14 protein-coding genes are annotated in these 12,537 nt (G+C 52.1%); 11 read left to right on the top strand and 3 right to left on the bottom strand.

The annotated features are described in order from the left end of the window. Positions 1–104 precede the first annotated feature (104 nt). A complete protein-coding gene (galU, locus tag RAL91_RS20640; RefSeq protein ID WP_306258132.1) occupies positions 105–992 on the top strand; it encodes a UTP--glucose-1-phosphate uridylyltransferase GalU in 888 nt (295 codons plus the stop codon). Positions 993–1,002: 10 nt separating this feature from the next. Here the strand turns inward: galU and RAL91_RS20635 are convergent, their stop codons facing one another. Further along, entirely contained in the window at positions 1,003–2,229 is a 1,227-nt protein-coding gene (locus tag RAL91_RS20635) for an outer membrane beta-barrel protein (RefSeq protein WP_306258131.1), read from the bottom strand. Between the two features lie 150 nt (positions 2,230–2,379). Between RAL91_RS20635 and RAL91_RS20630 the strand changes: the two genes are divergently transcribed. From RAL91_RS20630 to RAL91_RS20605, 6 genes are all read left to right on the top strand, one after another. After that, a complete protein-coding gene (locus RAL91_RS20630) occupies positions 2,380–3,375 on the top strand; it encodes an SIS domain-containing protein (RefSeq protein ID WP_306258130.1) in 996 nt (331 codons plus the stop codon). A 92-nt stretch (positions 3,376–3,467) separates the two neighbouring features. Beyond that, entirely contained in the window at positions 3,468–4,241 is a 774-nt protein-coding gene (locus RAL91_RS20625; protein ID WP_306258129.1) for a motility protein A, read from the top strand. Next, positions 4,242–5,099: a flagellar motor protein MotB gene (locus tag RAL91_RS20620; protein WP_306258128.1), complete on the top strand. Its 858-nt coding sequence runs from the start codon at positions 4,242–4,244 to the stop codon at positions 5,097–5,099. A gap of 306 nt (positions 5,100–5,405) precedes the next feature. After that, positions 5,406–5,894, top strand: a complete 489-nt coding sequence (locus tag RAL91_RS20615) for a hypothetical protein (RefSeq protein ID WP_306258127.1) — start codon at positions 5,406–5,408, stop codon at positions 5,892–5,894. Between the two features lie 143 nt (positions 5,895–6,037). Continuing rightward, positions 6,038–6,517 carry a DM13 domain-containing protein gene (locus RAL91_RS20610; RefSeq protein ID WP_306258126.1) on the top strand — a complete coding sequence of 160 codons (480 nt, stop codon included), beginning with the start codon at positions 6,038–6,040 and terminating at the stop codon, positions 6,515–6,517. 317 nt (positions 6,518–6,834) lie between these two features. After that, the gene (locus RAL91_RS20605; protein ID WP_306258125.1) at positions 6,835–7,050 is read left to right on the top strand and encodes a cold-shock protein; all 216 of its coding nucleotides are present in this window, start codon (positions 6,835–6,837) and stop codon (positions 7,048–7,050) included. Positions 7,051–7,137: 87 nt separating this feature from the next. Here RAL91_RS20605 and RAL91_RS20600 read toward each other — a convergent pair whose 3' ends face one another. Then, entirely contained in the window at positions 7,138–8,037 is a 900-nt protein-coding gene (locus tag RAL91_RS20600; RefSeq protein ID WP_306258124.1) for a branched-chain amino acid aminotransferase, read from the bottom strand. 280 nt (positions 8,038–8,317) lie between these two features. Between RAL91_RS20600 and RAL91_RS20595 the strand changes: the two genes are divergently transcribed. The 3 genes from RAL91_RS20595 to RAL91_RS20585 all read left to right on the top strand — a co-directional run bounded on the left by RAL91_RS20595 (position 8,318) and on the right by RAL91_RS20585 (position 11,094). Next, the gene (locus RAL91_RS20595) at positions 8,318–8,836 is read left to right on the top strand and encodes a MarR family winged helix-turn-helix transcriptional regulator (protein WP_306258123.1); all 519 of its coding nucleotides are present in this window, start codon (positions 8,318–8,320) and stop codon (positions 8,834–8,836) included. An 84-nt stretch (positions 8,837–8,920) separates the two neighbouring features. Continuing rightward, complete coding sequence (locus RAL91_RS20590; RefSeq protein WP_371932446.1) at positions 8,921–9,664, top strand: response regulator; 744 nt, start codon at positions 8,921–8,923, stop codon at positions 9,662–9,664. Between the two features lie 185 nt (positions 9,665–9,849). Then, the gene (locus RAL91_RS20585; protein WP_306263030.1) at positions 9,850–11,094 is read left to right on the top strand and encodes an ATP-binding protein; all 1,245 of its coding nucleotides are present in this window, start codon (positions 9,850–9,852) and stop codon (positions 11,092–11,094) included. A 58-nt stretch (positions 11,095–11,152) separates the two neighbouring features. On the opposite strand, the gene RAL91_RS20580 is transcribed toward RAL91_RS20585, so the two are convergent. Beyond that, positions 11,153–11,617, bottom strand: a complete 465-nt coding sequence (locus tag RAL91_RS20580) for an Hsp20 family protein (protein WP_306258122.1) — start codon at positions 11,615–11,617, stop codon at positions 11,153–11,155. A 349-nt stretch (positions 11,618–11,966) separates the two neighbouring features. Between RAL91_RS20580 and RAL91_RS20575 the strand changes: the two genes are divergently transcribed. Next, a complete protein-coding gene (locus tag RAL91_RS20575) occupies positions 11,967–12,317 on the top strand; it encodes a hypothetical protein (protein WP_306258121.1) in 351 nt (116 codons plus the stop codon). The last annotated feature ends 220 nt before the right edge of the window (positions 12,318–12,537 follow it).

Genomic DNA, 12,537 nt, shown 5'->3' with positions numbered 1-12,537 from the left:
GAATCATATAGTTAATGCTTTGTTACCAATAAATCGTTAACGCAGGTTCGATCATCATGCGATTATACTCAAAGAATCAAGTGCTATAGGAGTTTGGCAATATAATGTCGCAGCGCATACGTAAGGCAGTTTTCCCTGTGGCGGGCCTGGGTACCCGTTTTCTCCCGGCCACCAAAGCCATGCCAAAAGAAATGCTGACGGTCGTGGACCGTCCAGTGATTCAATATGCGGTGGATGAAGCGCGTGCTGCGGGTATTGAGCATTTTATTTTTGTCACTGGCCGGAACAAGGGCGTTATTGAAGACCATTTCGATGTTCAGGTCGAATTGGAAGCAACCCTGGAAGAACGTGGTAAAACCGAGGCCTTGGCAGAGTTGCGCAGGGATTTGCCTGCAGCGGGCTCTTCCAGTTTTACCCGCCAGCAAGCGCCGCTCGGGCTGGGCCATGCAGTGTGGTGCGCACGAGAACTTGTTGGAAATGAACCATTCGCTTTGCTGTTGCCGGATATGGTCATGAAGGCGGAAACACCGTGCCTGGCTAATATGTGCAGCTTATACGAGCGCACTGGCGGCAATATTCTGTCGGTGGAGCAATGTGAGCCGGAATTGACCCACCGATACGGTATTGTGGGCGTCGGCGATGATGTGCCGGATGGCGCGGGCAGTGCCTTCAAGATTTCAGAGATGGTTGAAAAGCCAGATCCAAGCGTAGCGCCGTCCAATCTGTTCATCAATGGACGCTACATTTTGCAGCCTGAAATCTTTGACATCCTGTCGCGTCAGAAAGCGGGCGCGGGCAATGAGATTCAGATCACCGATGCGATGGTTGAATTGATGTCGGATCAGTCTTTCTTCGGGCAGGAATTCCATGGGCAGACATTTGATTGCGGCTCAAAAATCGGATTTTTGGCGGCTAATGTTGCGTTTGCTCTGGACCGCGAAGACATCGAAAGTGGCTTCCGGGCTGAATTGGATGTTATTCTGGGGCTTTAGGCTGCGGCCTCTAGTGCCGAATCTGTAGCCTGACCGCCAAGCCATTGTTTATCTCATCGTCTTCTGCCTGATCGCTGCCACTGCTTTGGGTGCGTTCATGCGTGAAGCTGGCAAACAGACTGCTGTCTGGTGTGAGCGTATATGTCAGGCCGGTCGAAAACAGCATGGTTTCATCGCTGCGGTCGATATCGCTGTAGGAGCTGTAATTATAGTCGGCGGCTGCGAAGCCATTGAGACGATGGTTGAAACTGCGCTCAACGCGCAGGGCGATGTCGGTGGAACGGATGCCACTTGTCATAGTGCTGGCGGTCAGATCTGTTGTTTGACTGAATTCCAGGCCAGTGGATGCTGTCGCCGTTACCGTGGTGAGGCGAACCGGTGACCAGGTCAGTGATGCGGCCCACAGCAGGGCATTGAGCTGGTCACGCCCAGAATCTTTTGGTCTGATATGGCCGATCCCGACGGACACCTCACCTGTCAGCTTTTCTCCTCGGTCGATCTGAAGACCGGTGCGCAATTCCCACCGGGTCGCGTCACCATCAAATCCGTCGATCATTCCAGTGCGGCGATGCGTTACGCGTGTTTCCACAAACGGGGCGAGGATGGCACCACGATTGTAGGCGACCCGCACTTCAGCTTCCAGATCCCGGAAATCATTTCCGTTTTCGGAGCCTGCAACCGGATCGCCAACTCTGCGTAAATCGACAGAACCACGTAGATTCATCTCAAGCGGACCCGGGGCAATCCGCAGTCCTGCGGTTGCGCCGTAATTGGTTTGGTTCTGATCGTCTTCCGAGGCATCATGAGACAGACGTAATTCAGCATTTGCGGACAGTCTGCCGGAGATGTCACGTCTGCCACTTGCAACGATCCCAACAGTCCAGTCCTGAACCCTGAGGCCGCGACGGCTTGCAGCCTCCAAACGGGTTTCCAAGCGCAACTCATGTCGGGACCACTGGGACTGGATCTGAGTTTCCGCGCTGAAGGTTTGTGTTGTCTCGTTGCTGTCCTGTGTCGTTTCGGTTCGTTGATGGGAAAGACCTACTTCGACCTGAGAGTTGACCTGAAAGCTTCCCAGCCGCAGCCCGGTCTCGGTATCTTGCGGCTGCACTTCTGTGTCCCTGAACTCAAGATTGTCCGCATCAAATACCCCTTGCTCCTGCGCAGATGCCAAAGACACCAGACACAGACTGAACATGATTGCATTGAAGATCGCTCGGGTCAGCTGTCGCGCCACGTTTCAAATCCTACACAGATACATATGTTTTGCGTTTTTATGGTTAATAAGCCCTTACCAGCTGCCATTTGAGTGGATTCAATGGGGACTTTTCTGGTTGTGAAAACATGTTACAAGCGGCTCATCATCCTTTGCTATGACGAGTTTGCCGTGACCCGACTGACTTCTGTTGCTTCTGACCTGCCCGACACAACTGTTTCCGTGCGCACAAGTTTGCAGACCGGAATTCTGGGCGTGGAAGCTGTGCTCTCGGCGCTGGAGGGACCGCTCTCGCAGGCCATTGCTGATGCGATCGATATAATGCTCGGCATCAAGGGGCGGGTGATTGTGACTGGTATGGGTAAAAGTGGTCATGTCGCGGGAAAGCTTGCTGCAACGTTTGCCTCCACTGGAACACCATCATTTTTTGTCCATCCCGCTGAAGCCAGCCATGGCGATCTGGGAATGATTACAGAACATGATGCGGTTCTGGCCTTGTCCTGGTCTGGCGAGACACCGGAATTGAGCAATCTGATCCAATATTCCAGACGCTACAATGTGCCGTTGATCGCAATTACGTGTGGTGCAGACAGTGCCCTTGCAAGAGCGTCAGACGTGGTTCTGGCTTTGCCGAAGATCAAGGAAGCCTGCCCACATGGTCTTGCACCGACAACGTCGACACTGTTGCAACTGGCCTTGGGTGACGCATTGGCGGTTGCCCTGCTGGAGGCAAGAGGCTTCAGTGCCAATGATTTTGGTGTGTTTCATCCGGGCGGTAAACTCGGCGCGACGTTGCGGTATGTGCGCGACATCATGCATCGCGGTGAATCTCTGCCGCTGGTTTCCAGTCAGACTTCTATGAAGGAAGCTATTGTCCTGATGACGGCGAAAGGCTTTGGCGCACTTGGCATTGTTGATGGCGCAGAGCGTTTGATCGGTATTATCACTGATGGCGATTTGCGGCGGCATCTGGAGGGCGATCTGTTGGCGCTCTCGGTTGATGACGTGATGACGCGGGATCCCAAATCAATTTCCGAGGACATGCTGGCAGCAAAAGCACTGGAGGTGCTTCATTCCTCGCAGATCACAGCGGTGTTTGTCGTCAAGGATGACAAGGCTGTCGGCATTCTGCATCTTCACGATTTGCTGCGCATTGGTGCGGCGTAACGCTCTTCCTCATATATTATCAGTTTTTTAGCTTCATTCCGCTAATCAAGGTCTTTGAGTTTGTGTAAACATTAGACCGGGGCGGCAATCATATGGATCTGGCTTCCATTCTTGGCATAGTCATCAGTTTTTCTGTTGTCGTTGTAGCGATTTTTCTGGGCGGCAATCTTTCACAGTTTGTGGATGTTCCCTCTATGCTTATTGTGATCGGCGGCGGTCTGGCCGCAACACTGATCCGATTTCCCCTGTCGGGGCTGATGGGCGCTTTTGCAACCGGCAGCAGAGTGGCGTTCAAGCATAAAAAGTCAGATGCACGCAGCCTGATCGAGAAAATTGCAGAGCTGGCGGACGTTGTTCGACGCAGCGGACCATTGGGCCTTGAGGAAGTTGTGGTAAGCGACCCAACCCTGGCAAAGGGCGTTCAATACGTTACCGATGGGTACGAAGCGGCTTTCATCCGTGATGCGATGGAGCGGGAGCGGGACCTTTTTCTGGAACGTCTTGAAGAAGGGCAGCGCGTTTTCAAGGCGCTTGGTGATTCTGCCCCGGCCTTTGGGATGATCGGGACCCTGGTTGGTCTTGTGCAGATGCTGGCCAACATGGATGATCCATCCGCTATTGGCCCATCCATGGCGATCGCGTTGCTGACGACACTTTACGGAGCTCTTATCGCAAACGTGATCTGTATGCCGGTTGCCGATAAGTTGGGATCAAAATTCAAGACTGAAGAACTGAACCAGAGCCTGATTATCGATGGCGTGATGCAGCTTCGGGGTAATAAAAGCCCGGATGCCGTAAAGGAAGCCCTGATTTCATACCTGCCAGAAAGCGCCAGGACGGGAATTCAGGCGAGCGAGGCAGCTTAAATGCCTCGCAAGGCCCGCGGTGGCGGCGGGAACGGTGCCCCGGACTGGCTCGTGACCTTTGCCGATCTCATGTCTTTGCTTGTGTGTTTCTTCGTTCTGATTATCTCATTTTCCATTCAGGATAAGGAAAAGCTGCAGGTTGTTGCCGGGTCCATGCGTGAGGCCTTTGGTGTGCGCTCTGATTCTCGCAAGGCCGGGATGATTGAAATTGAAGGTACGCCCGTGCGGGATTATGCACGGCGCGTTGCTGCTGTTGAGCGCGATACAGATACGGATTACTCGGATGTGCGCCACGATGAGAAGCGCAATCAGGGTCCCGAAGCCAACACACACGATATTGAAAAAGCTGAAATTGAAGTGCCTCGCCAGTTTGCCACTGCAGCGGCATCTCTGCGTCAGGCCTGGCAGGAAATGCCAGAGATTGCCGAATTGTCAAAAAACATCATCATGACAGAAACCGAAGAAGGGCTGAACATTCAGTTGGTCGATCAGGATGGTCAGGCGATGTTTGCCGAAGGGTCGAAGTTTCCTGAAGAGACGGCCCGAAAGCTCATCAAGGCAATGGCCCCCGTGATTCGCGACATGCCAAATCGTGTCTCCATTACCGGGCATACGACAGCCTCCAGTTCCCTGGCGACATCCTACTACACGACTTGGGAACTTTCCGCTGACCGCGCCAATGCGGTGCGTGGTCTGCTCAGTGAAAACGGCATCCGCAATGACCGTTTTCATTCGGTGACAGGCAAATCTGATCAGGAACCCTTGTTCCCGAATGACCCGTTTCTGGCCGCAAATCGGCGGGTCAGTATTCTGTTGATGGCTGAGAAGCCTCCCTTGCCACCTGGGTTCAAGCCCTAGCGCTCGTTCAGCTGCCGGTTGCCGCTTCATCCACACTATTTGGGTGAGGTATCCAGAGATGTGGTCCAACCTGGACCCTGTTTGGTTTTGGTTAACGATTGCTTGCTATTCTTGGTTTGCATATGGTTACCATTAGGCTATTCCAGATGCCGTGTGATAAAATCTCGCTGTTGCTGTTAAGCAAAACGAAGGAAATTTGTTGTGTTGAGCGTGTTTACTCCATTGCTGTCCCGTCTTTTTAACGGTCTTTTCGAAGGCTTGGCCAAAGGCACAAAATGTCTTGCATTCTTGATTGTGGCGCTTGGTATGAGCGTTGCTTCGGGTCATGCAGCTGATCCGGAAACTGATTTTCTGGCCCAGTTTAAAGGCAAGTGGAGCGGCACCGGGCGCGTATTGGCCGGCCCTGATAAAGGCACGGATTTTAAATGCGCTCTGAACGGCAAACCCAGCCGAACTGGTGTGAAAATCTCCATGGATGGGAAGTGCTCGATTGGTCGCCTGTCCGCGCGCATGGGGGCGAGCATCAAGTATTCTGCTGGCGCTCAGAAATATATCGGTCGCTTTATGGGTGGTGCCAAAGGAAATGGTATGGACATTTATGGTGATCGTCAGGGCAATGCCCTGAAGCTTCGCCTGAGCCGTGGAACAACGCAGGGCAGCATGGATTTGCTGCTGCAGAAAAATGACCTGATGCGGGTGATCATTTCTGTAACCGACTCAGAACGCGGTCGGACCATTCCTGTCATTGCAATGGATCTGAACAAGAGCCGCAGCGCCGCTTCACTTAGCGATTGATACTGACACTGGCATTTCGCAGGCTTTGGATTATCTAACGCATTCGTGATCACGACATGTGAATGTCATCACGCAATGGTTTCTTGCTTGTCATGCGCCCAGCCGCAATACTCCAACCATCGTTGAAAAACCGGATGCATGACATGAAGAAAATTCTACTAACCGCTTTTGTTGCTGGCGCCATCGGCTTTGTTGCCGGGAATGCCTTCTGGTATCTTGCCTCGCCCTTGTGGATCGACAATGTTGTTTCCGAAGAGCTGCCGGCCGCGCTGCAGACCAATCAGGTGGCACAGGGCAGCTTCCGCGACGCTGACAGCTCGCATAAGGGCAAAGGCAATGCGACCATTTTTGAGATTGCGACCGGTTCAAATGTTTTGCATCTGACTGATTTTGAAACGACGAATGGGCCTGATCTGGAAGTTTGGCTGGTCAAGGCTTCCGATATACAGTCATCAGCGGATGTGAAGGGTAGCGATTGGCTCTCATTGGGTCAGCTCAAGGGTAACATTGGCGATCAAACCTACATTATCCCTGAAGGAACTGACATCTCCGAATATCTCTCAGTTGTGATCTGGTGCGAGCAATTTGGTGTGCTTTTCTCTCCGGCAGATTTGTCGAGCTGAGCTTTCTGACAAATTGGTAATCCAAGTTTTACTTGCGATTCGAAATTCCCGGACCCATAGTAAAGAAGCTCGGGTGGCAGCTATGCCCGAGGGATAATAGAGACGACCAGGCAAATAGCCTCGGGATAATAATACAGGACGGCGTGGTATCTATACTTGTGCCAGGAACTCTGTGGGTGGAGCAGAACCTGGTAAATTCGCCGTTTAACAATAATAAGATGATCCAGTTCCCTTTGTATTCATGCTGCTGATTGAGCGTTAACGCGTGTGCCTGACTGGTGCCCGCAAAGTCAGACTAAGGGAAAAGGATTTCTCCCATGCGCCAAAGTGGCACGGTAAAGTTTTTCAACGGCTCCAAAGGGTTCGGCTTCATCACTCCAGATGATGGCAGTACCGACGTTTTTGTCCATATTTCAGCAGTGCAGGCGTCAGGCCTGCCGGAATTGCAGGACAATATGCGTGTGTCTTTTGAAACAGAACCGGATAAACGCGGCAAAGGCCCTAAGGCCGTTGACCTGCAAATGGAAGGTTAACCCCTTCAACATTTCAGCCCGCCTCATCTAATGGGGCGGGCCTCCAGAAATCCCCAGTGTACTGCGACTTTCTGTCGCTCGTGCGATCTATTCGGCTGCTGCGGTTTGAGCGAGTTGGCCGTTAACGAGCCTGTCATAGTCCTGCATCAAAGTGCGGACCATCTCGCCAACAGAGAAACTGTATGGCCCAATCTCTGATACTGGTGTTACTTCAGTTGCGGTTCCGGTGAGGAAACATTGCTCGAATTCGGCCATTTCCTCTGGAAGAATAACTCTTTCAATCACTTCAAATCCACGGCGTTTTGCCAGATCTATGGCAGTGCGGCGTGTAATGCCGTCCAGAAAACAGTCTGGAATTGGCGTATGAATGACACCATCTTTAATGAAGAAAATGTTGGCCCCGGTTGCTTCGGCAACCTGACCGCGCCAGTCCAGCATCAAGGCATCGGCATAGCCGTTTTTCTCTGCTGCGTGTTTGGACAGGGTGCAGATCATGTATAGCCCTGCGGCCTTTGAGTTGCAGGGGGCTGTTCTTGGGTCTGGCCGGCGATACTGCGCCATATCCAGACGAATCCCCTTCAAACGCTCTTCCGGGTCGAAATAGGATGGCCATGCCCAGGCCGCAATGGCCACATTAATGGTATTGCGTTGTGCCGAGACGCCCATCATTTCGCTGCCGCGCCATGCAATGGGGCGAATATAGGCGTCTACGAGGTTCTGACGTTTCAGTAGTTCCAGTGTTGCTTCGTTCAGCGCATCGGCGCTGAAGGGAATCTCAAATCCGAGGATCTCAGCGGATTTATGTAGCCGTTGGGTGTGTTCTTCCAGTTTGAAGATCTTCCCCGAATAGGCGCGCTCTCCCTCAAATACTGAACTTGCGTAATGCAAACCGTGGGTCAGGACATGCAGTTGCGCATCTGCCCAGGGGACAAATTTGCCATTGTACCAAATATCACCTTTCATTTGGTCAAACGGAACTCCAGCCATCGATTTTTCCTCTTTTGGTCTGCCTGTTTTTTTCTGCCGGCTCGTTACTATGCATCGCCTATACAAAATGATCCACCATTTGCGAAACACCTGAAAGAGGCCGTATAAAGCATTTGCGAAAGGCTCGTCCTACCGCACAGACTTTTGTGATCCGGCTTTTGTGATCTGATATTTCGCAGTATCGTTTTGTTTTCGCGGGATGATACGCATCAATCGGTCCTGTGATGCGCGAATTGGGTAACAAATGGAAAGAAATATGTCAACAAGGCTGACATAATCTATGAGTGAAATTTCAAAAAGTGATGCTGACGAATTGCGAGGCGCTGACCTTGCTGACTCAGCATCGGATGAAACTGTATTTATCGAATTGCTGTTCTTCGCTTATCGCGACTTTGTGAGTGATCCTGATGCATTGCTGCAGGAATATGGTTTTGGGCGTGCCCATCATCGTGTGGTTCACTTCGTGGCGCGCAATCCGGGGATTTCGGTGGCTGAATTGCTGGATATACTCCAGATCACCAAGCAAAGTCTGGCTCGGGTGTTGAAGCAATTGGTGGAAACGGGTTTCGTTCAGCAGCAACAGGGTGCGCAGGATCGGCGACAAAGGCTGTTGTTTACGACCGAGAAGGGCGAGGCGCTGTTCGATAAGTTGCGAGAGCCACAGTCTCGCCGCATCAAAAATGCATTAAGTGGACTTGATGCCCGTGATCGCGCAGGGGCGGAGCGATTTTTATCCTATCTTATTAACGAGGATGAACGCTCTATGGCGTTGCGCCTATCCAATGCAGTTGATCGTTAGGGCCAGGGCTTTGATGCATTTGCCTTCGAATTGAAGGCCACGAAAATCAAAAGGGACAGCCGGGAGCCGGTTGGAATTAGCGCAATGAGTGTTACAGAAGCTGTTCAAACACCCCAGGCAGGCAACGCAGCCAGTGGGGCCATGCTTGAAGACGATGCGCCTCACCTTCTAATCGTCGATGATGACAGTCGCATACGGTCATTGTTGTCGCGCTTCCTGACGGATAAGGGGTTTCGGGTGACCCTTGCCGAAAATGCTAAATCGGCACGAAACTACCTCCAGAACTTTCATTTCGATCTGATGATTCTGGATGTCATGATGCCCGGCGAGAGCGGCATTGAGCTGACAGAATCCCTGCGTGAAGACAACAATATAGCAATTTTGATGCTCACGGCCCGTGCGGAAACAGATCATAGAATTTCAGGTTTGAGCGCCGGTGTTGATGACTATCTGGCAAAGCCGTTTGATCCGACCGAGTTGCTTCTGCGCGTGAACAGCATTTTACGGCGCAGTTCTGTTCCCGCTGTACCTTTGGTCGAGTTTGTCTGCTTCGGACCCTATACTTTTCACCTGGCAAGGGGGGAATTGAAGCGCGGTGATACGATCATCAGACTGACTGATCGTGAAAAAGAAATGCTGCGCAGCTTTTCCGAGCGTGCCGGCCAGACAGTGCCGCGTCATGAACTTCTTGGTGAAGAGGCCGATGCCAGCGAGCGCACCGTTGATGTTCAGATCAACCGGCTGCGGCGCAAGATCGAGACAGACCCATCAAATCCCCTGTTCCTGCAAACAGTTCGTGGTGTTGGCTATCGGCTCATGTCAGAATAGAGTGCGACCAACTTCTGTTCTGGAACAGGATCTGAACTGCATTGACGGATAGAGCCATAAAACGCGACCTGACCGTGTCGCACCCCGGTGTCGGGGTGTCGAAACGCTCGCGCGTATCTGGCCGTATCAAACGGCTCCTGCCGACCAGTCTGTTCGGCCGCTCCCTGATTATTGTGGTTGCACCCATGGTATTGCTGCAATCTGTTTTGGCTTTTGTCTTTCTGGAGCGGCACTGGGAGTTGGTGACACAACGCATGTCAGAGGCAGTGGCGCGGGAAATGGCCGCCGTTGTTGCGTTGCTTGAGGCACACCCACAGGATGCCGAAATTCAATCGATTATTGATATTGCATCAAGCCAACTTGGATTGCGTGTGTCAGTTTTGCCGGAAGCGACTTTGCCTCCCCGCTCCAGCCAGCCGTTTTTCAATTTGCTTGACCGAACTTTGGCGCGTGAAATCAATTCGGCAGTTGGCAAACCTTTCTGGATCGATACGGTCGGCGATACGACTGTCATTGAGGCGCGTATACTGCTGGAGGACAAGGTGGTGCGCATATTTGCGCGGCGCAGCCAGGCCTATGCGACGAATTCTCACATCTTTCTGGTCTGGATGGTGGGCACGTCCTTGGTACTGCTGTTCATTGCGGTGATTTTTCTACGCAATCAGATACGCCCGATTCAACGTTTGGCAGAAGCTGCCGAACGGTTTGGACGGGGGCACTCGATCGCTGAACTTGGTCACTCAGGTGCGCGGGAAGTGCGGCAAGCTTCCCACGCGCTGGTGGAAATGAGCGAGCGGATTGAGCGGCAAGTTGAGCAACGCACCACCATGCTGGCTGGCGTCAGCCATGATCTACGTACGATTTTGACACGGTTTCGACTGCAATTGGCCATGATGGAAGTTTCAGAGGACAGCCGTGCACTTCGCGATGACGTCGATGACATGGAAGGCATGTTGAATGACTATATGGCCTTTGCCAGCGACAACGCCCAGGAGCCGACGGCTGTTGTGGATCTGGAAGAAATGCTGCGTTCATTGTGCGAACACGCTGAACTTCAGAACGTGCCTTGCAGCCACTTCATTGATGGTGAGATGCTGATAGACGTCAGGCCAAATGCCTTCAAACGATGTCTGAGCAATCTGGTCAGCAATGCCTGCAGATATGGCACATCTGTCGAGATCAGCGCTGTTCGAAAAGATGATGTGCTGTCAATTACGGTGGATGATGATGGACCGGGCATACCCGAAGAGGCGCATGAGGACGTGTTCAAGCCGTTTTTCCGCCTGGATGAAGCGCGTAATCAGGATGAAAGCGGAACTGGCCTTGGTCTGTCTATAGCGCGGGATATTGCTTTGGCGCATGGCGGAGACATCAGCCTGCAGGACAGCCCGCGTGGCGGGTTACGGGCAGAGCTGGTTATTCCACTGTGATAGTCTGGCCACCTTAAAGGTGGCCAGACATATTATCTAATTGTCAGAATTGGCCGTTTCAGGCCGCGTTTGCTTCGATCTGTTTTGACTCTGCATTGCTGTTCGCGATTTCGATTTTGCGGGGCTTCATGGCTTCGGGAAGCTCACGAACAAGATCGATGTGCAACAGACCGTTTTCCATCTTGGCACCGACAACGTTCACGTAATCAGCCAGTTGGAAACGGCGCTCAAAACTTCTGCCGGCAATGCCGCGATACAGAACGTCTGATTTGTCATCGTCATTTTCGGATTTATCGCCTTTTACAGTGAGAGCGTTTTCACGGCTCTCGATGCTGAGTTCTCCATCGCTGAACCCGGCAACTGCCATGCTGATTCGATAGGCGTTTTCGCCAGTGCGTTCAATATTATAAGGGGGATAGGATGATCCCGGCGTGTCAGCGGTCGCCATGCCGTCCAGCAATTTGAACAGGCGGTCGAAACCAACAGTGGATCGGTAAAGTGGGCTTACGTCGAATGTACGCATATCTATTCTCCATTGAGCAACAGTTACGATTTATGTTTCAGCAAATTGAACCCTGATGCAGACATTTACGTCGTTTATCTTGTGGCGTTCGTTCCGCTGTGCAGACCCTGTATTGGCGCCTGCTTCTAAGAAATAGGTGTGCTTTTTTGCGTTTCAAGATAATTTTTATCGGCCTGAAACGGCAGAAAACCAGCGTTAAAACTGTCATTCTCCAACATGAACTGAAACTGAACGGAGCTTTCCGGTTTCGTTCAGCATGATTTTGGCATCTTCGCTTCATCAAAGTCCGGTCCACCAGATTTATATCTGAAATGATATTCAGTCCGGGCACCAGTTAAGGAGAAACAAGATGTTGAAAAAAACACTGATCGCAGCTTCGGCCCTGACAATGGTCACTCTTGCAACTGCCCCGGCTAAGGCTGATGGCTTCTATTTTGGATTTTACGGCAATGGTGGTGGTTTTGGTATCCACAGTGATCACCGTAAACCACGCTATGTGCAGCCACGTACCGTACATCGCGCCATGACCCGGAATCAGATACGCAGGCATTTGCGTCAGCGTGGCTTCCGCGATTTTCGCAAGATTAGACGTCGCGGTGGTGACTACATTGTGGTTGCCGAGGCACGCAGAGGCCAGTTGGTTCGCCTCCGGGTGAACGCGTATACCGGTCGTATCGAGCGCCGCAAGCGCGTCGGCTGAAGCCCATAAAGTTTGCAGGGTCGTTCAACGGCACCCCCCGATGGCTGTGGTACCTGTTAATAGTTTCCACACCTAGCCCTGCAAAGCCGGCGACGCATTAGCGTCGCCGGTTTTTTTAATTGTGGTGCGCGACCGCTGAACAGATACGCTTTCGTTTTTTACTCGATGAGTTTGCCCAATGAGTTTGAAAGGTGGAAATCAACCGTAATGTAGGACCTGT

The sequence above is a fragment of the Pararhizobium sp. IMCC21322 genome, assembly GCF_030758295.1.
Taxonomy (GTDB): Bacteria; Pseudomonadota; Alphaproteobacteria; order Rhizobiales.
Note: the sequence above shows the minus strand (reverse complement) of the source record. Positions and strands in the feature narration are given on the sequence as shown.

Bases quoted from the DNA above. Each gene is read 5' to 3' on its own strand.
- galU (WP_306258132.1), top strand. From the start codon at position 105: ATGTCGCAGCGCATACGTAAGGCAGTTTTCCCTGTGGCGGGCCTGGGT.
- RAL91_RS20625 (WP_306258129.1), top strand. From the start codon at position 3,468: ATGGATCTGGCTTCCATTCTTGGCATAGTCATCAGTTTTTCTGTTGTC.
- RAL91_RS20620 (WP_306258128.1), top strand. From the start codon at position 4,242: ATGCCTCGCAAGGCCCGCGGTGGCGGCGGGAACGGTGCCCCGGACTGG.
- RAL91_RS20615 (WP_306258127.1), top strand. From the start codon at position 5,406: ATGAGCGTTGCTTCGGGTCATGCAGCTGATCCGGAAACTGATTTTCTG.
- RAL91_RS20610 (WP_306258126.1), top strand. From the start codon at position 6,038: ATGAAGAAAATTCTACTAACCGCTTTTGTTGCTGGCGCCATCGGCTTT.
- RAL91_RS20605 (WP_306258125.1), top strand. From the start codon at position 6,835: ATGCGCCAAAGTGGCACGGTAAAGTTTTTCAACGGCTCCAAAGGGTTC.
- RAL91_RS20600 (WP_306258124.1), bottom strand. From the start codon at position 8,037: ATGGCTGGAGTTCCGTTTGACCAAATGAAAGGTGATATTTGGTACAAT.
- RAL91_RS20595 (WP_306258123.1), top strand. From the start codon at position 8,318: ATGAGTGAAATTTCAAAAAGTGATGCTGACGAATTGCGAGGCGCTGAC.
- RAL91_RS20590 (WP_371932446.1), top strand. From the start codon at position 8,921: ATGAGTGTTACAGAAGCTGTTCAAACACCCCAGGCAGGCAACGCAGCC.
- RAL91_RS20585 (WP_306263030.1), top strand. From the start codon at position 9,850: ATGGTATTGCTGCAATCTGTTTTGGCTTTTGTCTTTCTGGAGCGGCAC.
- RAL91_RS20580 (WP_306258122.1), bottom strand. From the start codon at position 11,617: ATGCGTACATTCGACGTAAGCCCACTTTACCGATCCACTGTTGGTTTC.
- RAL91_RS20575 (WP_306258121.1), top strand. From the start codon at position 11,967: ATGTTGAAAAAAACACTGATCGCAGCTTCGGCCCTGACAATGGTCACT.